This is a genomic window from Alphaproteobacteria bacterium (assembly GCA_040218575.1).
Taxonomy (GTDB): Bacteria; Pseudomonadota; Alphaproteobacteria; order JAVJRE01; family JAVJRE01; genus JAVJRE01.
Window position 1 is genome coordinate 85,812 of the sequence record JAVJRE010000001.1, and the last position, 20,953, is coordinate 106,764.

Annotated in this window: 18 protein-coding genes and 1 tRNA gene; 8 read left to right on the plus strand and 11 right to left on the minus strand. The window is 68.4% G+C overall.

Annotation, left to right across the window (positions count from 1 at the left end):
• The first annotated feature begins 1 nt into the window (after position 1).
• From RIE31_00395 to RIE31_00405, 3 genes are read left to right on the plus strand one after another with little or no spacing between them, the layout of a single operon-like run.
• Positions 2 to 1,486 carry an aromatic amino acid lyase gene (locus RIE31_00395; protein ID MEQ8639062.1) on the plus strand — a complete coding sequence of 495 codons (1,485 nt, stop codon included), beginning with the start codon at positions 2 to 4 and terminating at the stop codon, positions 1,484 to 1,486.
• 13 nt (positions 1,487 to 1,499) lie between these two features.
• Entirely contained in the window at positions 1,500 to 2,939 is a 1,440-nt protein-coding gene (locus RIE31_00400) for an aromatic amino acid lyase (protein MEQ8639063.1), read from the plus strand.
• Positions 2,940 to 2,976: 37 nt separating this feature from the next.
• Positions 2,977 to 3,480, plus strand: a complete 504-nt coding sequence (locus RIE31_00405; protein ID MEQ8639064.1) for a GNAT family N-acetyltransferase — start codon at positions 2,977 to 2,979, stop codon at positions 3,478 to 3,480.
• A 3-nt stretch (positions 3,481 to 3,483) separates the two neighbouring features.
• On the opposite strand, the gene RIE31_00410 is transcribed toward RIE31_00405, so the two are convergent.
• From RIE31_00410 to RIE31_00440, 7 genes are all read right to left on the minus strand, one after another.
• The gene (locus RIE31_00410; protein ID MEQ8639065.1) at positions 3,484 to 3,897 is read right to left on the minus strand and encodes a DUF971 domain-containing protein; all 414 of its coding nucleotides are present in this window, start codon (positions 3,895 to 3,897) and stop codon (positions 3,484 to 3,486) included.
• Between the two features lie 3 nt (positions 3,898 to 3,900).
• Entirely contained in the window at positions 3,901 to 4,149 is a 249-nt protein-coding gene (locus tag RIE31_00415; protein MEQ8639066.1) for a Trm112 family protein, read from the minus strand.
• Positions 4,150 to 4,165: 16 nt separating this feature from the next.
• Positions 4,166 to 4,936 carry an LON peptidase substrate-binding domain-containing protein gene (locus RIE31_00420; protein MEQ8639067.1) on the minus strand — a complete coding sequence of 257 codons (771 nt, stop codon included), beginning with the start codon at positions 4,934 to 4,936 and terminating at the stop codon, positions 4,166 to 4,168.
• Between the two features lie 5 nt (positions 4,937 to 4,941).
• Entirely contained in the window at positions 4,942 to 5,880 is a 939-nt protein-coding gene (gene trxA, locus RIE31_00425) for a thioredoxin (GenBank protein ID MEQ8639068.1), read from the minus strand.
• Between the two features lie 187 nt (positions 5,881 to 6,067).
• Positions 6,068 to 6,670, minus strand: coding sequence for a prolyl-tRNA synthetase associated domain-containing protein (locus RIE31_00430; GenBank protein MEQ8639069.1), 603 nt, complete (start codon positions 6,668 to 6,670; stop codon positions 6,068 to 6,070).
• 33 nt (positions 6,671 to 6,703) lie between these two features.
• The gene (locus tag RIE31_00435; protein ID MEQ8639070.1) at positions 6,704 to 7,678 is read right to left on the minus strand and encodes an SMP-30/gluconolactonase/LRE family protein; all 975 of its coding nucleotides are present in this window, start codon (positions 7,676 to 7,678) and stop codon (positions 6,704 to 6,706) included.
• Positions 7,679 to 7,702: 24 nt separating this feature from the next.
• Positions 7,703 to 8,518, minus strand: a complete 816-nt coding sequence (locus tag RIE31_00440; protein MEQ8639071.1) for a phytanoyl-CoA dioxygenase family protein — start codon at positions 8,516 to 8,518, stop codon at positions 7,703 to 7,705.
• Positions 8,519 to 8,774: 256 nt separating this feature from the next.
• On the opposite strand from RIE31_00440, the gene RIE31_00445 reads away from it, so the two are divergent.
• Positions 8,775 to 10,907, plus strand: a complete 2,133-nt coding sequence (locus RIE31_00445; protein ID MEQ8639072.1) for an ATP-binding protein — start codon at positions 8,775 to 8,777, stop codon at positions 10,905 to 10,907.
• A 35-nt stretch (positions 10,908 to 10,942) separates the two neighbouring features.
• Here the strand turns inward: RIE31_00445 and RIE31_00450 are convergent, their stop codons facing one another.
• Positions 10,943 to 11,383 (minus strand): CHRD domain-containing protein, encoded by a 441-nt coding sequence (locus RIE31_00450; GenBank protein MEQ8639073.1) that lies wholly within the window; start codon positions 11,381 to 11,383, stop codon positions 10,943 to 10,945.
• Between the two features lie 203 nt (positions 11,384 to 11,586).
• On the opposite strand from RIE31_00450, the gene RIE31_00455 reads away from it, so the two are divergent.
• On the plus strand, positions 11,587 to 12,249 hold the full coding sequence (locus tag RIE31_00455; GenBank protein ID MEQ8639074.1) for an SOS response-associated peptidase family protein: 663 nt from the start codon (positions 11,587 to 11,589) through the stop codon (positions 12,247 to 12,249).
• Here RIE31_00455 and RIE31_00460 read toward each other — a convergent pair.
• The 3 genes from RIE31_00460 to RIE31_00470 form a co-directional block, all read right to left on the minus strand.
• The gene (locus RIE31_00460) at positions 12,246 to 12,674 is read right to left on the minus strand and encodes a hypothetical protein (protein MEQ8639075.1); all 429 of its coding nucleotides are present in this window, start codon (positions 12,672 to 12,674) and stop codon (positions 12,246 to 12,248) included. The genes RIE31_00455 and RIE31_00460 overlap by 4 nt on opposite strands.
• Positions 12,671 to 13,822: a hypothetical protein gene (locus RIE31_00465; protein MEQ8639076.1), complete on the minus strand. Its 1,152-nt coding sequence runs from the start codon at positions 13,820 to 13,822 to the stop codon at positions 12,671 to 12,673. The genes RIE31_00460 and RIE31_00465 overlap by 4 nt, the downstream gene beginning before the upstream one ends.
• Positions 13,823 to 13,929: 107 nt before the next feature.
• A tRNA-Gly gene (locus RIE31_00470) sits at positions 13,930 to 14,004 on the minus strand.
• Positions 14,005 to 14,186: 182 nt separating this feature from the next.
• Between RIE31_00470 and RIE31_00475 the strand changes: the two genes are divergently transcribed.
• From RIE31_00475 to RIE31_00485, 3 genes are all read left to right on the plus strand, one after another.
• Positions 14,187 to 15,113: a DUF1932 domain-containing protein gene (locus RIE31_00475; protein MEQ8639077.1), complete on the plus strand. Its 927-nt coding sequence runs from the start codon at positions 14,187 to 14,189 to the stop codon at positions 15,111 to 15,113.
• A complete protein-coding gene (gene msrB / locus RIE31_00480; protein ID MEQ8639078.1) occupies positions 15,110 to 15,595 on the plus strand; it encodes a peptide-methionine (R)-S-oxide reductase MsrB in 486 nt (161 codons plus the stop codon). Before RIE31_00475 ends, msrB begins: the two co-directional genes overlap by 4 nt.
• Before the next feature lie 250 nt (positions 15,596 to 15,845).
• The gene (locus tag RIE31_00485) at positions 15,846 to 20,900 is read left to right on the plus strand and encodes an NAD-glutamate dehydrogenase (protein ID MEQ8639079.1); all 5,055 of its coding nucleotides are present in this window, start codon (positions 15,846 to 15,848) and stop codon (positions 20,898 to 20,900) included.
• The last annotated feature ends 53 nt before the right edge of the window (positions 20,901 to 20,953 follow it).

Consider the following 20,953-nt stretch of genomic DNA (forward strand, 5'->3'; position numbering starts at 1 on the left):
CATGACCGTCGTATTGAATGACCGCCGCGATTTCACGCTGGCGAATCTGAAACGGGTGGCCTGGGAAGGCGAGCGGCTGATGGTGTCGGATGCCGCACTGGACCGCATCGACGGGGCGCGGGCCAGCTTCATGGCGCTGGTGGAGAGCGACCGCAGCCAGTTCATCTATGGCACCACCACCCAGGGCGGCGAGGGTGCGCGCCACCGCATGACTCCGGAGCAGCAACGGGCCAACGCCAAGCGGCCACGGAACAGCGCCGGCCAGTCCTTCGGCGATCCGCTGCCGGAGCGGGTGTCGCGGGCCATCGTTTTTGCCCGCCTGTCCAACTTCATCGAAGGCAATGGCAAGGTGCGGGCGGAGCTGGTGCGCCGCATCGCCGCCATGCTGGATGGCCCGCTGCCGAAGGTGCCGTCGCGGGGCACCACCTGGGCCGGCGAGACGACGGTGCCGGGACGGCTGTTCGGCCATCTGTTCGGGCCGGAGCTGGAAGAGGGCGAGAACATGGCGCTGATCAACGGCTCGTGCGCCTCGGCCGGGACGGTGGCCGACGCGGCGCTGCGCGCCGCCAAGCGCGTGCGCCTGGTGGAGCAGGTGATGGCGCTGTCCATCGAGGGCTTCAACGCACCGCTGGAGGCCTATGATCCGGTGCTCAAGGACCTGTGGGGCGACCCCCATGACGGCAAGGCGATCGAGCGTCTGAACATTCTGCTGGCCGGCTGCCGCACCGAGGGACGGCGCGACTATCAGGCGCCGGTGTCGTGGCGCATCATTCCGCGCGTTCTGGGCCAGGTCTATCGTGCCGAGGAAGCGCTGACCCACGCCGCGACAACCAGCCTCGCCAGCGTCAGCGACAACCCGGTCTATATCCTGCCCGACACCCGCCATCCGCTGGGTCGCGCCTTTTCCACCGGCGGCTATCACAATGGTATGGCCTATCCGGCGCTGGACTGGCTGGCCCAGGCGTGGACCGACGTGCAGGTGCTGGCCGACCGCCAGACCACCGCTTTCTCGCGTGGCAATGTCTCGCTGCTGCCCGACAATCTGGTGAAGGAAGGGCAGGAAGGCTATGCCATGCGCATGGGCATGAATCAGGTGCAGTGGGGCGAGGAGATTCGCCAGATGGCGCAGCCCACCTTCATTCCCTTAAGCGAAGGCGGTGGCACGGCGCAGAACGACACGCCCAATCCGGGTATGATCGCCTATCGCAAGGAAGCGGCGGTCGGTGAAATGCTGGACGCCAGCATGGCCATCCTGGCGGCCACCGCCAGCCAGGCCCTGTGGGTGACCGAGCGCGAGCCCGCGCCGGCATTGCGTCCCTTCCTGAACGCGGTGCGTCGCATCTTCCCGCCCATCGACTCCTTCCGTGATCCAGGCGCCGATTGCGAACAGTTGTGGCACGCCATTACCGGCGCCATGTGCGATCCCCGTCCCGACGTGCTGGTTGGCGATGCCGATCAGGCACACGTCTGGCAGAGCCGGCTTTAGGAGACCTGGACCCATGACCGTCACACTGAACGACCGTCACGACTTCAACCTGTCCACCTTCCGCCGGGTTGCATGGCACAACGAGGCCATCGCCTTTTCGCCGCGAGCGGAGTCCGCCATGCAGGCGGCGCGTGACAGCTTTATGGCCATGGTGGAGAACGATCCCACCGTCTTTATTTATGGCGTCACCACCGACTATGGCGAGGGCGCCAAGTTCCGGCTGGACGCCGAGGGCCGCAAGAAAGTGGCCAAGCGTCCGGCCTATGGCAAAGGCTTCGGCAACGGGCCGGTGGTTGCCGACCGGGTGGTGCGCGGCATGATCTTCTGCCGGCTGACCAACTTCGTTGAAGGCTGGGCGGCGGTGTCGCCGAAGGTAGCCCATCAGGTGGCCGACATGCTGGACGGCCGGGCGCTGCCCAAGGTGAACATGGTGGGCAATGTGGGAGCCGGCGAAGTGGGCCCGCTGATGAGCCTGTTCCACCACCTCTATGGCGAGAATTGCGAAGAGAAGGACGCCGGCTGTCTGCTCAACGGCTCGCCCACGTCGGCCGCGCTGACGGCGGACGCGGCGCTGCGCGCGCGCAACCGGCTGAACCTGATTCATCAGGTGCTGGGCCTGTCCATCGAGGCGGCCAACGCGCCGCTGGAGGCCTATGACCCGGCGCTCAAGGCGATGTGGACGGATGATGGCGAGTGCGAGGCGCTGGACGCCATCAACGCGGTCATGGCCGGCACCCGGGTGGAGGATCGCCGCGCCTTTCAGGCGCCGGTGTCGTGGCGGGTCATCCCGCGTGTCCTGGGCCAGACCCATCGCGCGGTGAAGCGGCTGGAGGAGGTGGCGACGCACAGCCTGTCGGCGATCACCGATAATCCGGTCTATGTTCTGCCGACGGCGGAGCATCCCATGGGCCGCTGTATCTCCACCGGCGGCTATCACAATGGCGCGGCATCGCCGGCCATGAACTGGATGGCGCAGGGCTGGGCCGACCTGACCAACATCGTCGTGCGTCAGGTGAGCAAGCTGCACCGCACCGAGGTGACCGACCTGCCGGGCGGGCTCCGGCCCGAGGGCAGCTTCTGGGGCTCGTGGGCGCTGGGGGCGCTGGTCCATGACTGGGGCCATGAAGTGCGCCTGGCGGCGCAGCCGACGCCCATGCCGATCGACGAGGCGGGCTCTACCCAGGACGATCTGGGCGCCCCCTTCATGCAGGCCTATCGCCAGGAGCTGCGGGCGGGGGAAGCCTTCGACATGTGCCTCGCCCTGTTGGCGGCGGCATCGTGTCAGGCCCTGACCATCGCCAACCGGCCGGTGGCACCGAAGCTGCGGCCACTGCTGGAGCAGGTGCGGGGCGCCTTCCCGCTGGTCAACAGCCTGCGCGACGTGGGCGGCGACGTGGAACCCATCGCCGCCGCCTTCAATCAGGCGGCGGTAAGCGGCGAGGTGCGGCTCTAGCCGGAGTCCGCCAGCACCGGCGGCGGCACAGCCGATCATGGGCCTCATTGTCCGCCGACTGAACGACAGCGAGGCGCGGGCCTGGCTTGAGCTGCATCATCGCTCGGTTCGCGGACTGGCGGCCGGCCACTATCCGCCGGACGTGATCGCCGCCTGGGCGCCGCCTGTGGTGAGCGATGATGAGGTGGCCGCATTCATGGCCGATGGCGCGGGGCAGGTGCGCCTGGTCGCGGAGCAGGACGGCGGGCTGGTGGGCGTCGCCTGCCTGGTTGCGGCGACGGGCGAGTTGCGCGCCTGTTATGTGGCGCCGGCGGCGGCGCGGCAGGGTGTCGGCACGGCTCTGGTGCGGGCGCTGGAACAGGCGGCGCGGGAGGCGAAGGTGCCGGCGCTTACGGTCATGGCCTCACTCAACGCCGAGGGGTTCTATGAGCGATTGGGCTATGCGGTGGTGGAACGCAGAAACCACCGGCTGGAATCGGGCGTGGCCATGGCGGCGGTGCTGATGCGGCGCGAATTGACGGAGCCTGCGCGCATCGCCTGACCTTCAGGCGTCGCGGCTGAGGCCGTCGCGTTCGACGCGGTCCAGATAGCGCTGCCAGCGCGCCGCCTGGTCCCGGCCCAGTTCATAAAGATAGGCCCAGGTGAAGATGCCGGTGGAATGGCCGTCATCGAAGATCAGCCGCACGGCATAATTGCCCACCGGCTCCGCCCCGGTCAGACCGACCATGCGTTTCCCCGGCACGGTCACTTCCTGACCGGGCCCATGGCCCTTGACCTCCGCCGACGGACTTTCCACCCGCAGCAGCTCCGCCGGCAGGACGAAGCTCCGGCCGTCATCGAAGGCGATATGCAGGCGGCGGTCCTGACGATCAACGCGGATATCGGTGGGCCATGCCGGCGCGCCGAAGGTGCGCGCCGCGTCTACCGCAGAGGATGCAGGGGTCGCCGGCTCGCTCATGATTCAGCCCTTTGCCTGACCGCTATCGTCATCGAGGCGGCGCGCCTCGTCCACCAGCATGATGGGAATGCCATCACGGATGGGATAGGCCAGGCCGGCCTGACGGCTGATCAGCTCCTGGGCGGTGACGTCATAGTCCAGCGGCCCCTTGGTCAACGGGCAGACGAGGATTTCCAGCAGGCGCGGATCCACCTGCCGGGCTTTCCCGGCGGCGGGTGCGGCGGTTGCGGGTGTCGTGTCGTCTGGGGTCATGGCGATTCCGGACTGGCTAGTGGCGCAGGGGGGCGGTGTCGCTGGCGGCCTCAAGCACCGCCATCTCGATCATGGCGATGAGGGCGCGGGCCCGTTCGGTCAGGTCGGCGGCTTCCAGCAGGGCCTGTTTTTCTTCCGGCGCGAAGGGGCAGACCATAGCCAGGGTGGTGACCAGCGCCTCGTTGCCGGCCTTGCGCAGAGACTCCCAGTCAACCTTGATCTGGCGGCGCGTCGTGAATACTTCCAGCGCGGCGAACAGTCGTTCGCGGTCCACCTGCGCCGGCGGCGGAGCGATATCCGAAGATATGGCCACATCGGCCGGGCCGGAGTCGCCGGAGTCGGACCGGGCGTCGCTTTGAGCAGCAGCGTCGTCGCCGAGGCCGGAGGCGCGGGCCTCCTCTTCATAGTCGGCGCGATAGGGCGCGGTGTCGATCATCGCCACGCGATAGCCCTTGACCATGGCCTGCTCCGCACCCAGGCGAAAGCGCGCCAGACCCTTCAGGGTGATGACGTAGCGGCCGTCATCGGTTTCGGCGAAGGAGATGATACGGCCGAGGCAGCCCACCTCGAACAGGCGGGGCTGCTCATTCGCCTCTCCGGTAATCGGCTGAATCAGGCCGATGATGCGGTCGCCGGCCATGACATCGCCGACCATGGCCAGATAGCGCGGCTCGAAAATATTGAGCGGCAGACGACCGCCCGGCAACAGCAGCGCACCGGACAGGGGAAAGACCGGCACATGGTCCGGCAGGGCGTCAAAGGCAGGGTCGAACGGTGTCAGGGCCATGGGGCTCAGGAAAAGAGGATGGTGGACAGCCGCCGCCGGCCGGCCAGGGTGAGGTCGTGACTGGCGCCGAGGGCATCGAAGATCTTGAGCAGAAGCTGGCGGGCCGCCTGCTCGTTCCAATCGCGATTGGCCTTGATGATCATCAGCAGATGGTCGATGGCTTCCTGGTTGCGGCCGGCACCATACAGCGCCTCGGCAAGATCGTGGCGCGCCTGATGGTCGACGGGATTCTGCGCCAGCCTATGCTCCAGCTCCGGGATGCGGCCGGCCTTCGCCGCCGCCTGACTGGCCAGCGCCACCGCCTGGGCTGCGCTCTCCACCTCCGGCACCTTGCGCAAGCTGTCCTCCAGGCTGTCGAGCAGGGCCTGCGCCTGTTCGCCGCTGCCGGCGCCCAGCAGGGTGCGGACCAGCCCGGCGATGGCCGCGCCGTTCTCCGGCTCCTGCTGAAGCACCTGGGCAAAGCCTTCCTGGGCGTCCATCCAGCGCTCGTCCGCCAGAGCGGCCTGCGCCTGCTCCAGCACCTCGGCCATGGCCTGACCCGGCGCCGACAGGCCCGACAGCTTCTTGACGAACTCCGCGATCTGGCTTTCCGGCAGGGCGCCCTGGAAGGCGTCCACCGGCCGGCCGTCATGAAAGGCGTAGACCGTTGGAATGGACTGGATACGAAGCTGGGCGGCGAGGCCCTGATTCTCGTCCACGTTGATCTTGACCAGGCGGACCTTGCCGCGCGCGGCGGTGACCGCCTTCTCCAGCAACGGGCCCAGAGTCTTGCAGGGGCCACACCACGGCGCCCAGAAATCAACAATGACCGGAACCTGGGCCGATGCCTCGATGACGTCGGTCATGAAGGTCTGCTCGCTCGAATCCAGGATGGCTGGCGCGGCCGGCGCAGCGCCGTTGGGGCGGGCGGGCGCGGCCTGGCCGGCCGGGTCGTTGGCGGACATACCGCCCGGGCCGAGCCCGCCGATGATCGGTTCCATGGAATACTCCTGCGTGCTTTGTGGCCGGTTCGGGCCGCGGATTGATCGGCAGTATGGCACGGCCGGCGGCCGCGGCGGCAGGCCGGCCAGCCGGTCAATACATGGGGTCAGGGGCGGGCCGGAACAAGGTCCCCGGAGGCGGAGCGCGGGCTCAGGCGGCAGCCTTATCGGCGCCCAGCGCCAGACGCAGCGGCGCCCGGCCGCAGGATTCCATGAAGCGCACCAGATCATCGGGGCCGATGGCGGTGGTGGCGGTATTGCGCAGCGGGTGAAAATGCACCCGCCGGCAGGCGAACAGCGCCGGATCGAGCACCACCAGCACATTACGCGCGGAGGGATTGAGCAGGGCGAAGGGCGTCACGGTGCCGGGCTCCACCCCCATGACCTGGCCCAGGCGTTCGGCCGAGGCGAAGGACAGGGTCTGCAACGGCTGGCCGGCGGCGACCAGGCGGCGACGCAGCGCCTTCAGATCAACGGCAGTGGATTCGAGCGCCGCCACCAGAACGAAGCGATCCTTCTTGTCCTTGAGGAACAGGCATTTGCCGTGGCCGGCCGTGCCGCCGTCGCCGCCCCCGCCGAGCGCCTCATCCACCTGGCGGCGCACCGCCTGGCTCTGATCCACGGTGAAGACGGCCGGATGTTCCACGGTGTGCACCGTGATGGCCAGGTCGTGCAACACGCGGAACAGGTCGTCCGGCGTGGCCGCGCCGGCGACCGGGCCGGCGGTGGGAGCATGGTTCGTGGTGTCGGCCATGACGGGCGCCCTCGCTGGCATGGTGGCACCGGTCTAGCCGGCGAAGCGGTGTTCGGCGATGCCCTGAAAGCCGGGCCGGCAGGCAAAGAGCGAGCCGGCCTGGGGCTGGTCCGGTGCCAGGTGAAGGCCGGCGCCGGGACCGAGCGAGGCGATGAACAGGGTCTGCATGTCATGGCCGCCGAAGCCTGGCATGGTGGGGAATTGCACCGGCACGTCAATCACCCGGTCGACGGCGCCATCGGGGCGAAAGCGGGCCACCGCCCAGCCGCCGGCAATGGCCAGCCAGTAGCCGCCCTGGCTGTCCACACACGCGCCATCGGGGGCGGGCGCGGCGGCGGCGGCGCTATCGCGGGCAGCAGGGTCGGCTGCGCCCGCCGGTCGGCGGTCCGCGAACAGCCGGGGCACATGGGCAAACAGGCGCTGGCCAGTCATGGCGCCGCTGGCGGCGTCGAAATCCCAGGCCTGAACAGTGGCGTCGTCGCCGCCAGTATCGGCGTGATAGAGGGTGCGGCCATCGTTGCTCCAGGCCAGACCATTGGCGATCCGCACCGGCGCACGCATGCGCCGCCACGACAGATCGGGCGCCAGCCGCCACAGGGCGCCGGCCGGTTGGCCACCATTCGGATCAAACGCCATGGTGCCGGCCCAGAAGGCGCCATCGGGCCCGGCCCGGCCATCGTTGAAACGATTGGCCGGCTTGTCCGCCTCCGGATCGCCGATGGCGGTCACCCGGCGCGACGCAAAATCCACAAACGCGAACCCCGAGGCCAGGGCCGCCACCAGCCCGCCCCGCTCGTCCGGCCGGCGGCGGAAGGCGATGCAGCCGACCGGCCCGGCCAGCGGACAGGACTCGTCGTGCCCGGTCACGGGATCGAAGCGGTGGATGGCCGGACCCGGTATGTCGACCCAGTAGAGACGCTGCTCCGCCTCGTGCCAGGCCAGGCCTTCGGCCAGGGCGACGCGGCAATCGAGGACACAGGTGACCGCCGGCGCTGATCGCGTCGTCATGGGCGCGCGGTCATGGCGGCGGCGTCATGGTGATGGGGGTGAGCGGTCGCTCATGGCGACGAGGCGCGGGTCGAGGGCGGCGCGCTCGGCCGGGGTCAGCACCGTGCGCGGATAGAGATAGGGGTCATAGTGGCCGTCGCGCACCCAGAACCAGTGAAGGCTGCGGCGATAGCGCCGTTGCGGGTTGCGCACACCGTGCAGCAGATTGTTGTTGTAGACCACCGCGTCGCCGGGCCGCAGATCAACCGCGACGCGCCCCGGCATGGCGTCGTGATAGACGGCGCGGTCATCAGTCAGGCCACGCACCGCCGCCTCGCCGGCGGTCATGGGCCGGCGATGGCTGCCGGGCACGATCATCAGGCAGGCATCGTCACTGAGCGCCACGTTCCACTGAATCTGCGAGAAGGGCGTCGTGGCGCAGAACGCCGCCAGGTCAAAGGCCGCCGGCAGGGACGGCGGCAGGAAGTTGGTGTCCTGGTGCCAATACATGTCCGGCGTGTCGAAGTTGAGATAGTAGGACGTGCCGATCAGCGGCCCGTGGCCCAGCCGTTCGGACAGGCCGAGAATGGCATCGTCGCACAGGCAGTTGAGCAAGGCCGGCTGGTGATGGCCGGCGAGAGCCGGGCTCAGCAGATCGACGCGACTGGCGCTGCGGTGCTTTTCGGTGCGCCTGGCGGCAGCGGCGAAACGGTCGGCGCGATCACTGAGATCGCGCAGGGTCGAGCCCCGGAATATGCCGCGGACAATCAGATAGCCGTTGGCTTCATAGGCCTGGCTGTCTGCCGCCGCGGCGTCGCGGGCGGCGATTTCGCTGAGCGGGACGGCGATCTGTTCGGCCATGGCGGCGGTCCGGGTGTGTGGCCTGGTGGCGGGACGGCGGCAGGGATAGTGGCCGCGTTTGCCCGAAGTCTAGCCGCCCGGCGGACGGCGGCAAGATGGCAAACCCGGCGGAACCTGCCCCTTGCCGGCCGGCCTGCTCCGCGCCTTGTGATCGTCCGGGGTCGCTGCGGACCCTCATTTTAACGTCCGGTTTACGGCCCAAGCCTAGGTTTTGTGGTGAATTCGCGCCATGTGGCAAATCCGGGAGCGTTGCGCCATGTCACCGCCCGACAGGCCGCCGCACGACAGGCCGCCGCCCCGCAGGGGCCAGTCCCGCCGTCCGGTGACTACGCCGGCGGTCGGCCATGTGCCGTTGAGACGGTTGTTGGTCGCCGGCGTGGCGGTGCTGCTGGTGGCCATGTGGGGGCTGTTCGGCCTGACCACGGCGCAGCAATTCGACCTGGCCCGCGATTCCGCGCAAAGCGATACCGCCACTGTGGCCAAGCTGGTGGATGCCTGGGCCCAGTCCAGCCTGGCCCGCGTTGACTATCTGGCCGGCACCGTCGAGGCGATGCTGGACTTCGATCCGACGCCGGCCGATCTCAACGCATTGCTGGCCCGCCAGCAGGCGGCAGACCCTGACCTGTTTCCGGTTATCGAGGTGCGTGATTCCACTTATGGCTTCATCGCCTCATCGAACCCGGACTTTCCCATAGAGAGTGCGCGCAACTTCGATTCCGATCTGCCGGCCAAGACCGCCTCTGAAATCGGCCTGCCGCGGGTGGTCGGCGACGACCTGCTGATTCCGGTGCGTCAGGCGCTGCACGACAGCGCCGGGGTCAAGCGCGGCATCGTGGTGGTCGAGATCGCGCCGTTCTACTTCGGCGGCTTTTCGGCCGACCTCGGGCTGCCGGCCGGCGCCGCCGTGGTCATGTTGCGGGAAGACGGGCCGCTGCTGGTGCGCGGGCCCGACGACCAGAACATGGTAGGCGACAGCTATCGCGACTCCGCTCTGTGGCGGGCTCTGCAGGAGGCGCCGACCGGCAGCTTCCATGCGCTGGATCGTGACCGGGTGGAGCGCATTACCAGCTACCGGCTGAGCGATACTTTACCGCTGGCGGTGGCGGTGGGCTTTGCCACCGACCAGGTGTTCGCGGCGACCCGCCAGCGGGCGGTCGAGAACGGTCTGGCCGGTGCTTTGCTGAGTGCGCTGCTGATCGCCGGCACCGCCTATCTGGTGCGTCAGATCGGCCGCCGCGCCACGGCCGAGGCGCAGGCCGGGATCGCCCGCGCCGCCGTGCAGTCGGTTGGCAGCGGCGTCGCCGTGGTGGTGGTGGACGAACAGCGGCGCATCGTCCTGGCCAATCCGGCGCTGGGTCGTCTGCTGGGTCGCCCGCCGGACGCCCTGACCGGTTGCCCGCTGGCGGATGTGGCGGCGCCGCAACTGGTGGCGGCCTTCGCCGATGATGATTGGCTGGACAGCGCGAGCGGTTCGGCCGCCGGCGAGAGCGTGCGCGAGGTGGCGCTGACCATGCCGGACGGCACGGAGATCTGGGTCGAGGTGCGGCTGGCGCCGATTCCCGAGCGCTTCGGCCTGACCCATCACGCGGTTCTGGTGCTGACCGACCGTACGGAAAGCCGCCAGGCCGAGCAGGCCTTGATCGAGGCGCGTGACCAGGCGGAAGCCAGCAGCCGGTCGAAGAGCGAGTTCCTGGCCAATATGAGCCACGAGTTGCGCACGCCGCTGAACGCGGTCATCGGCTTTGCCGAGGTCATTGCCGGCGAGGTGTTCGGCCCGGTCGGCACGCCACGCTACCGCGAGTATGCCGAGGACATTCATCAGTCAGGCAGTCATTTGCTGCGTATTATTTCCGACATTCTCGACCTCGCCAAGATCGAGGCCAATCGGGTGGTGCTGGACGAGGAACCGGTGGACGTGGCGACGACCCTGGCCATGTGCGCGCGGCTGATCGCCGGCCGGGCGGAGGAGGCCGGTGTGGCCATCAAGGTTGAGGCGGCGGACGATCTGCCGCGACTGATGGCCGACGAGCTGCGGGTCAAGCAGGTGGTGCTGAATCTATTGTCCAACGCGGTCAAGTTCAGCCCGGAGGCGGGCACGGTGCGCCTTGCCGCGCGGCTGACCCATGACGGGGGTCTGGTGGTCGAGGTCCATGACAATGGCCCGGGCATGACGGCGGAGCAGGCGGTGCTGGCCATGGAGCCGTTCCGCCAGGTCAATGGCATGGTGGCGGTCAGCCGCGAGGGCACCGGGCTTGGCCTGCCGCTGGCGACGCGGCTGATGGCATTGCATGACGGACGGCTGGTGATTGCCAGCACACCGGGAGTCGGCACCACGGTCGAGGCGCGCTTTCCGGCCGCGCGGGTGGTTCGCCGCCGCGCTGCCGCCTGAGAGAGTCCGGGCCAGAGAGTGCGCGTCCGGGCGGCCTAGTTCTTCACAACCTGACCGCGAATCTCACCTGGCGGAAAGGCCGCGGTGTGAATATTGATGTACCACAGCCCGGCCAGCACCTGATCCATCTGGATCTGGTTGAGGACCGCCTGGCCCTGCCACGGGCTTTCGCCACCGCGACCGATATCAAGCACCACGGCGGCGTTCTGCTCCGCCGTTCCGGGCCCGTGGAAATGGAGAACCGTCGCCGGCGCTGTCAGATCGTGGGCCTGGATATGCCACTGCAGCAGACCGGTCGCCGTATCCAGAACCAGGGTCGCACTGCCCGCCGCCGGAGAGGTGATGGGCGGCACTTCATTGGCGCCGGACAGAGTGGCGCGAAAGTGGATGGTGTCGGCGGCGGCCGGCGACGTCAGAACGCCGGCAATCAGGAGGCTCAATCCGGCGAGGCCGGCCGCGACAGCAGAAGTGCGCATAGGCGTTTTTTTCTCCAGGCCGCAGGGGCGGCGACAGGTGCAAGGATAGCATAGCCTGACCCGGGATGCCGCGTCTGGCAAATCACCGGCGGCGATAACGGAGGTCTGCGCCGGACGTTCGCGCCGGAATTGTGCGGCAGGCGTATGGCGGGCGGGCGCCGGCGGTCTTGGTATCGCCGGTGGCGGGAGTCTAGGCTCCCGCCATGTGCAACGCCTATCGCCTGACCACGGACCAGGAAGCCATGCGCCGGTTGTTCCGCTTGCCGCCGGCGGCCGACCGGCTGGGCAACTTCCGGCCGGCGGATGGCGTGTGGCCGGACCAGGACGCACCGGTGGTGCTGGGCGGCGAAGCGGGGGGCGGTGCAGGAGGCGGCCGGACCCTGGAGCTGCTGCGCTGGGGCTTTCCGCCGCCGCCCGGCGCGCGCCAGCCGGTGACCAACGCGCGCAATCTGGAGTCCGGCTTCTGGCGGCCGTGGCTGACGGCGGCGCACCGCTGTCTGGTGCCGTTCACCGGCTTCGCCGAGCCGCATCCTGCGCGGCGCGACGAACGGGGCCGCGTGGCCAACGCATGGTTCGCCGTTAGGGGCGCGGAGGTCAGCGCCTTCGCCGGCGTCTGGCGGCCGTGGCGCGGCGAACGGCTGCAGGCGGTGGACGGCAAGCCGCGCCGCCAGCGGGTCGCCGGCGACTGGCGCCTGTTCGCCATTCTGACCACGGCGCCCAATCCCCTGGTGGCGGCGGTGCATCCCAAGGCCATGCCGGTGATTCTGCCGCCTGAGGCGTGGGACGCCTGGCTCACCGCACCCTGGGAGGAGGCGCGGCGTCTGGTGCGGGCGCTGCCGGCGGAAGAAATGGAGATGGCGGGCTAGCGGCCGCTGCCGGTTGTGCCGCCGGCTGCGCCACCGCTGGCGGGCGCGCCATAGGCCGGGAAGTGCAACGGAAAATCGGCGGCGATGCGGGCTTCCTGCTCGGTGAATGAGGAGATGATTGCAGGCATGCGCCGGTCCGGCAGGGCGCGGGCCAGGTCGATCACCGCATAGGAGCGGGGGTGGACAAAGTAGGTGTCGTCCGTCTCTGTCACCGCGGCATGGAGATAGTTGTAGAAATCGCGATAGCGCGCCGGGTTGTAGGGATCGGCCGTAAAGATGCGCAGGAAGGTCTGCGGCAGATGGGTGAAGGCCTGTTCCTGGGCGTCGTCAAGCTGTCCAGCCTTGTGCCCCTCCACCAGCATGTTGGCGATACTGGTTTCCAGAATGTCCGGCCGTGCCGGCCGCTGACCGCGCAGGGCGCTCAAATCGCGCGCCGCCTCCCCATGGCGGCCTGCTCCATCGGTATTGAGGGCATTGATGTAGACATGGACCGGCAGTTCCTGCCTCGCCACTGCCCCCACGGCCGCCAACAGGTTGCAGAGCGAAGACAGGCGCGGATTGACGCAGCCGTCGTAGGGCAATACCGCATGAAGGCGTCGAGGCCGCGGCCGCTGTTGACCAGGGCGCGGATGCGCGACTCATAGTCGGCGTCGGACAGTGGTCCGCCCGCCGCCTCACCCCGCGCCGCGCTCACCATCAAATCGGCCATGGCCGCCGGAATGAACGGGTCCCACGCCAGGCTGGCGGCCGGTCGCCCGGCAAATACGGAGAGATCGGCCTGGACGACTGTGGGCTGGCTGAACGCCAGTGTCTCGACCACAGGCTCCACGTCAATTCCCAGGCGTTGGGTTAGACGCTCAATGCGCTCGGGGATATGGCCGGACGCTATAACCGCAGAAGCAACCTCAGGGTGGAGGTGCGGTTTCCAAACCAGCCATGCGGCGAAGGTGGCACGATGAGACGGCGAGGGAAACTCCACCCCACCGGGTGCAATGGTCGCAACGTTTACACCTTCGGCAACGACTCTGGTTCCGGCGCCGGCAGAGCTAGCCCGGAATTGAGGAGACGGCATTGCATCGGAGGCGATATCCAGTGCATAGGTCGAGCCAACTGTCTGCTCCAGCCAGAAACGGTTAAGGGCCGTTTGCGGCAGGACACCCGCCGCGACTAGGCTCGCTGTAGCGCCCAGATTATGGCGCAGCAGCGCCTGGGACATGAACCAGTCGCCGAAGAGAGATGTACTGGTGAACGGACGCTCTCCGTCCAGAACCGTAAGAATGCGGCGCTGACGGAAGTCGAAGAGCCTTGTCGCCAACCCCTGGCGTTCGATGACGGCATCGGGACCGAGGAGCACCTCGAGCCTACGCTCTTCGTTGCCGCGGGTGATGGTGACGGTAAAGGCGAGGGCTTCGAAGGCGGTGTCGCCGCGCAGGGCGAGATAGGCATCGCCGTCGAGATGCGGTGCGGCCGGCGGCGGCGCATCCTGAGCGATGGCCGGTCCGGCGATGGCGCCCGCGACCAGGGCCAGCATGACCGCGAGGGTGCGAAGGACAGTGGGCGCGACGGCGGGCATGGCGGTCTCCGGCAATCAGGGGCGGACCAGTATGACGGCGCGGAGGGGCAGGTCAAATGACCGGTGGAAAACGCCGGTCGCCATGCATGTGAGGAATGGGCAGGAATTGGAGCGGGCGATGAGATTCGAACTCACGACCCCAACCTTGGCAAGGTTGTGCTCTACCACTGAGCTACGCCCGCCCGCTCCGGCCCCGGTGGCGCGCTGGCCGCGGGGCGGAGGCGGATGATAGCGGCGCGCCCACGCTTTGCAAGAGACGGGGGCATGGGCGGCGGCAGGAGACCGGAGACAAAGACAGAGGCCGGCGCTGCGGGCAGGGCGCGGGCGGCGGTGAAATGGCGCCGGCCGGTGCTAGACTGGGCGTATGACTGACAGCCACACGCCACGCCGTATCGCCCTGCTGTCGCCCGGCATCATGGGGGCGGCGGTGGGCGCCGCCCTGGTGCGCGCCGGCCTTGGGGTCACCACCTGCCTCGCCGGACGCTCGGCCGCCAGCCGGGCACGGGCGGAGAGTGGTGGCCTGGCCCTGGCGGATGATCTGGCCGGGCTGCTGGCCGGTGCCGATCTGGTGCTGTCGGTGGTGCCGCCGGCGGCGGCGCTGGCCACGGCCGAGGCGGTGGCGGCGGCCATGACCGCCGGCGGCGGCCCTCGGCAACGGCCGGCCTATGCGGATCTCAACGCCGTATCGCCGGCCACGGCCAGGCGTATCGCCGCGGTGATCGCGGCGGCGGGCGCTCCCTTCATTGATGGCGGCATCGTCGGCGGGCCGCCGGCCGCCGGCAGCGCCGGCCCGCGTGTCTATGTGAGCGGCGCGGCCACCGGCGCCATGGGGGCGCTGGACGGCATGGGATTCGCAGTCATGGATCTGGGGCCGGAGGTCGGTCGCGCCTCGGCCCTGAAGATGGTTTATGCGGCGCTGACCAAAGGCACCAACAGCCTGCACACGGCGGTCATGCTGGCGGCCGAGCAGCTTGCCGTGACAGAGCCGCTTGTGGCGGAACTGGCGCACAGCCAGGCGGCGGCGCTGGCCAGTCTGGACGGAGCGATCCCGCGCCTGCCGGCCGATGCCGGGCGCTGGATCGGCGAAATGGAAGAGATCGCCGCCACCTTCCGCGCGGCCGGGGTGACCGGGGATTTTCACGACGGGGCGGCTTGGGTCTTCCAGCGGCTGGCCGAAAGCCCATATGGAGAAGAGACGCGCGAAACCATGGACCACGGCCGCAGCCGGGCCGAAACCGTCCGGATCGTGGCCGGTGCGCTGCAACGGCCCGCCAAAGGAGAGATGTCATGAGCGATACCCGCCCGCCGGCCACCGCCGGCACCGCCGCGCCGGACCCGGTGCGCCGCAAAGTGGTGAAGAGTGATGCGGAGTGGCAGGCGCAACTGTCGCCGGAGGAATACCGGGTGGCCCGCCGCAAAGGCACCGAACGGCCCTTCACCGGCCGCACCTGGGACAATCATGCGGCCGGAACCTACACCTGCGTGTGCTGCGGCCAGCCTTTGTTCCGCTCCGAGAGCAAGTTCGAGTCCGGGACCGGCTGGCCCAGCTTCTACGAGCCGGCGGACGGCGAGGCCGTGAACGAGCATGAGGACCGCAGCCTGTTCATGCGCCGCACCGAAGTGGTGTGCAGCCGCTGTGACGGCCATCTGGGCCATGTGTTCGATGACGGGCCGGCGCCGACGGGCCTGCGCTATTGCATGAATTCGGCGGCGATGAACTTTGTCGCCGATAAGGAGGACGGCGGTTCAGGCGGCGGCTCCGGCGGCGCGTGAGGCTGGCCGCAACCGGTCGGGCCGCCACCTCGTCGCCATAGGGCCATCCGGGCGCGAAACAGGCGCGCGACGATCCGGCCGCGAAGCGGCGGCGCAACACTAAGGAAAGCTTAAGGGTTTATGGTAAACATGGCCGGCCGGCGAGGAGCGCCGGCCGGGCTGGCCGGCGCCGGTCCGCCAGACGTCACGCCAGATGTCGCTTCGCCGGACGTCCCTGTACCAGACGTCTTTGCGCCAGACGGGAGCAACCATGGGCCAAGCCGCCACCGGCAACCGGCTGCAGGAGTTGATCGATCGGGTCGGCGCCGAAGCGGCGCGCGCGGCCAATGGCCTGGGGCAGGACGCGGCGGAGGATGCGGCCCGTTTCGTGCGGGCTTTCTATGCTCATGTGCCACCGGAGGATGTGCTGACGGCGGCGCCGCGCGAGCTGGCCGCCGCGGCGCTGGCGCTGTGGCGGTTGGGCGACAGCCGGCCGCCGGTCACGGACATGGCGACGGGTGGAACCTTCACGCCGCGCATCCGCGTCTATAGCCCGGATCCTGAGTCCGATGGCTGGAAATCGCCGCACACGGTGGTGGACATCATCCACGACGACATGCCTTTTCTGGTGGATTCCATCACCCGGGCGCTGGCCGCCGATGGCCTGGCCCTGCACCTGATCATTCATCCGGTCGTGCGGGTGCAGCGCGACGGCGACGGCCGCCGACTGGCCCTTATCGACGACGAGATGGAAGGGGCCGACGAAGCGGCGGTCAAGGACAGCGACCATAGGGATGACGCCGGGACCGGTGGTTCCGGTGACAGTGGCGGCCCCGGCGACAGTGGCAGTGCGCGGCCGGCGATTGCCAATGGCGGCGGCGACCGGGCGGACACCTTCCCCCGGACCATCGCCGAATCCTGCATGCATCTGCAGATCGACGAACAGACCGCCGACGCCCGGCTGCGGGCGATTGAACAGCGTATCACCGCCGTACTGGGCGATGTGCGCTCGGCGGTGGGCGACTGGCAGGCCATGCGGCAGAAGGCGGAAACAGTGGTCGCCAGCCTGGCCAGCGATCCGCCGCCGGTGTCGCCGGACGAGATCATGGAGAGCCGCGCCTTTGTGGAATGGCTGCGCGACGGTCATTTCACCTTTCTCGGCTACCGCGAGTATGACGTGCGCGGCAATGCCCACGACACCGCCTTTCATGTGCGCGCCGGCTCCGGCCTTGGCATTCTGCGCGACGATCAGGTGGTCGTCTTCCGTGGCCTGCGCCAGGCCGGAGCGGCCTCGGCCGAGATGCGGGAGTTCCTGCTGCAGCCGCAGGTGTTGCTGGCGACCAAGGCCAATCTGCGCGGCACGGTGCATCGCACGGCGCACCTGGACTGTATTCTGGTGAAGGACTATGCGGACGGCGTGGCCGTGGCGGAGCGGGTGTTCGTCGGCTTTTATACGTCCACCGCCTATTCACACCCGGCCAACTCCATCCCCTTCCTGCGCCGCAAGGTGCGCCAGGTCATCAGCCGCGCCGGTTTTGACCCGCAGAGCCACAACGGCAAGGCGCTGGAAAACGTGCTGGAGAGTTTTCCGCGCGACGAGCTGTTTCAGATCGACACCGAGACCCTGTACGACACGGCCATCGGCATTCTGAATCTGCACGAGCGCCAGCGGGTGCGCCTGTTCATGCGCAACGACCCGTTCGGCCGTTTCGTCTCGGCGTTGGTCTTCGTGCCGCGCGAAGCCTATGACACGCGGCTGCGCACGGACATCGGCGAGATTCTGGCACGACGCGTGAACGGCCAGGTCAGCACCTTCTATCCGCATCTGGCCGACGGCAGCGTCCTGGCGCGTATCCACTACATCATCCGCACCCGGCCCGGCCAGATCGCCGACTATGACACCGCGGAGGTGGAGCGAGAGGTGGCGCTGGCGGCGCAGAGCTGGACCGACCAGCACAGCCAGGCACTGGTCCAGGAACTGGGCGAGGAGCGCGGGCTGGCCCTGCTGCGGGATTATGCGGTGGCCTTTCCTCTGTCCTATCGCGATGCGGTGTCGCCGGAGGTGGCGGTGCGCGACATCGCCTTTCTGGAAGAGGTGCGACAGACCGGCGATATCGCCACCAAGCTCTATCGTCCGGCGAACGCGCCGGCCAACCGCCTGTGCTTCAAGGTGTTCCACAGGGGCGGGCCGATTCCCCTGTCTGATATCCTGCCGATTCTGGAGAATCTGGGCCTTAGGGTCATCAGCGAGATTCCCCACGAGATCAAGCCGGAAGGGTCCGAGCCCATCTGGATCCATGATTTCCACGCCCAGGCCGAAGGCGCCGACGATCTGGACCTGCAGGCCATCGGCGATCTGTTTCGCGTGGCTTTCAGCGAGACGTGGCATGACCGGGCGGAGAATGACGGGTTCAACCGGCTGGTGCTGGCGGCCGGCCTTAACTGTCGCCAGATCAGCGGTGTCAGGGCCCTGGCCAAGTACCGCCGCCAGGCCGGCACCACCTTCAGTCAGGCCAGCATGGAAGCGGCGCTGGCCGCCCAGCCGCATCTGGCGGGTCTTATCATCCGCCTGTTCCAGTGCCGTTTTGACCCGGCCCAGGATGATGCCTCCCGCGACGAAAAGGCCGCCGCCCTGGCGGCGGAAGTCCGGACCGGCCTCGACGCGGTGGAAGACCCCGACCAGGATCGCATTCTGGCCGGCTTTCTCAATCTGGTGGAAAGTTGCCTGCGCACCAACGTCTATCAGACCGTCACGGGCAGCGATGGCGTAGCCAGAGCGAAGTCCTACATGTCGTTCAAGTTCGACAGCCAGAAGGTGGACGATCTGCCGCTGCCGCGGCCGATGGTGGAGATTTTCGTCTATAGCCCGCGCACCGAAGGTGTCCATCTGCGCGGCGGCAAGGTGGCGCGCGGCGGTATCCGCTGGTCGGACCGGCGCGAGGATTTCCGCACCGAGGTTCTGGGCCTGATGAAGGCGCAGATGGTGAAGAACGCGGTCATCGTGCCGGTGGGCTCCAAGGGCGGCTTCGTGGTCAAGCGCCCGCCGGCGGACCGTGACGGGCTGCGTGAGGAAGTGGTGGCGTGTTATCAGACGCTGATCCGCGGCCTGCTGGACATCACCGACAATCGGCTGGGCGATTCGATTCAGCCGCCGCCCCAGGTGGTGCGTCACGACGATGACGATCCCTATCTTGTGGTGGCGGCGGACAAGGGCACCGCCACCTTCTCTGACATCGCCAACGCGCTCGCTCTGGAATACGGTTTCTGGCTGGGCGACGCCTTCGCCAGCGGCGGCGCCAACGGTTATGACCACAAGAAGATGGGCATTACCGCGCGGGGTGCGTGGGAATCGGTCAAACGCCACTTCCGCGAAATGGGCCGCGACACCCAGAGCGAGGACTTTACCGTGGTCGGCGTCGGCGACATGTCGGGCGACGTGTTCGGTAATGGCATGTTGCTGAGCCCGCACATCCGGTTGCTGGCCGCCTTCAACCACATGCACATCTTCGTCGACCCGGAGGCGGACACGGCCAGGGGTTTCGCCGAACGCCAGCGTCTGTTCGACCTGCCACGCTCTGCCTGGAGCGACTATGACCCGGCGGCGCTGGGCGCCGGCGGCCGCATTTATGAACGCCGCGCCAAGAGCCTGAAGCTGACACCGGAGATTCGCGCCCGCTTTCACCTTGACCAGGACGAGGTGACGCCGAACGCGCTGATGCGCGCCATCCTGACGGCGGATGCCGATCTGTTGTGGTTCGGCGGCATCGGCACCTATGTGAAGGCGGCGCACGAGAGCAACAGCGAGGTCGGCGACCGGGCCAATGACGCCATCCGGGTCAATGCCGGCGAGGTGCGGGCCCGGGTGGTGGCGGAAGGGGCCAATCTGGGGCTGACCCAGTTTGGCCGCATCGCCTATGCCCAGAATGGCGGACCGGCCGGCAAGGGCGGCCGCATCAACACCGATGCCATAGACAATTCGGCCGGGGTGGACGCCTCCGACCACGAGGTCAATATCAAGATACTGCTGGACCAGGTGGTGCGCGACGGCGAGCTGACCGGCAAGCAGCGCAACGACGTGCTGGCCAGCATGACCGACGAGGTGGGGCTGCTGGTGCTGCGCGACAATTACCTGCAGGCCCAGGCCATCTCCATTGCCGAACATCGCGGCTTTCTTATGCTCGGCGCGCAGAAGCGTCTGATGCTGCGGCTGGAGCGTCAGGGCAAGCTGAACCGGGTGGTGGAAAACCTGCCCGACGATGAGGTTCTGGCGGAGCGTCAGGCGGCGCACCGCGGGCTGACCCGGCCGGAGTTCGCTGTTCTTCTGTCATACGCCAAGATCAATCTGTACGAAGAGCTGATCGAGTCGACCCTGCCCGATGACAGCCTGCTGATTGACGATCTGGTGCGCTATTTTCCGACGCGCCTGCGCGAGACCTACGCCGAGGACATCCGGCATCATCGGCTGCGCCGCGAGATCGTCGCCACCAGCGTCACCAACTCGCTGATCAACCGGGCCGGCGTCGCTTTTGCCAACGAGATGATGGAACGCACCAGCCGGCCGGCGGCAGACGTGGCCAGGGCCTATGCGATTGCCCGGGACTCCTTCGATCTGCGCTCACTGTGGGCGGCCATCGAGGCGCTGGATACCAGTGTGCCGGCGGCGGCGCAGATGGACATGCAGCTGGATACCATCCGCCTGTTGGAGCGGGTGACCCTGTGGTTGCTGCGTACGGCCGAGAGCGTCGAGGACGTCGCCCACGCGGTAGCCGCCTTCGCCCCCGGCATCGCCCGCCTGGCCGCATCGCTGGACAGCATCATGATGGACGGCGAGAAAGCCGAGCTTGCCGCCCGCGCCGGTCGGCACACCACGCGCGGCGTACCCGAGGACCTGGCGCGGCGGGTGGCCAGCCTGGAGACCCTGGCCGCCGGACCGGACATCGTCGGCATCGCCGACGCGGTTCGCGCCGAGGTGGAGGATGTGGGCCGCTGCTACTTCGCCGTGGGCGACCGCTTCGGCTTTGAATGGTTGCGTGATGCGGCCATGAGTTTGACGCCGGACAATGACTGGCAGCGTCAGGCCCAGACCGCGCTGGTGGACGACGCCTTTGCCCGCCAGTCGGCGGTGACGGCGCACATTCTGGCCGATGCGGCCAGCCGGCCAGCGAGTGAACCGGCGGTGACGCCGCTGGACGCCTGGGCCGGACATCACCCGGTGGCGGTGACCCGGGTACAGCAGGTGATCGGCGAGTTGCGCACGCAGCCGGTGGTGGAGTTCGCCATGCTGAGCGTCGCGGCGCGGGCCCTGGCCCGTCTGGTTCAGGACTAGAGCCGGATACCGTGCCGGGCGTGGCGCGGCTGGCGAGGCCGGCGGTCGCCGCC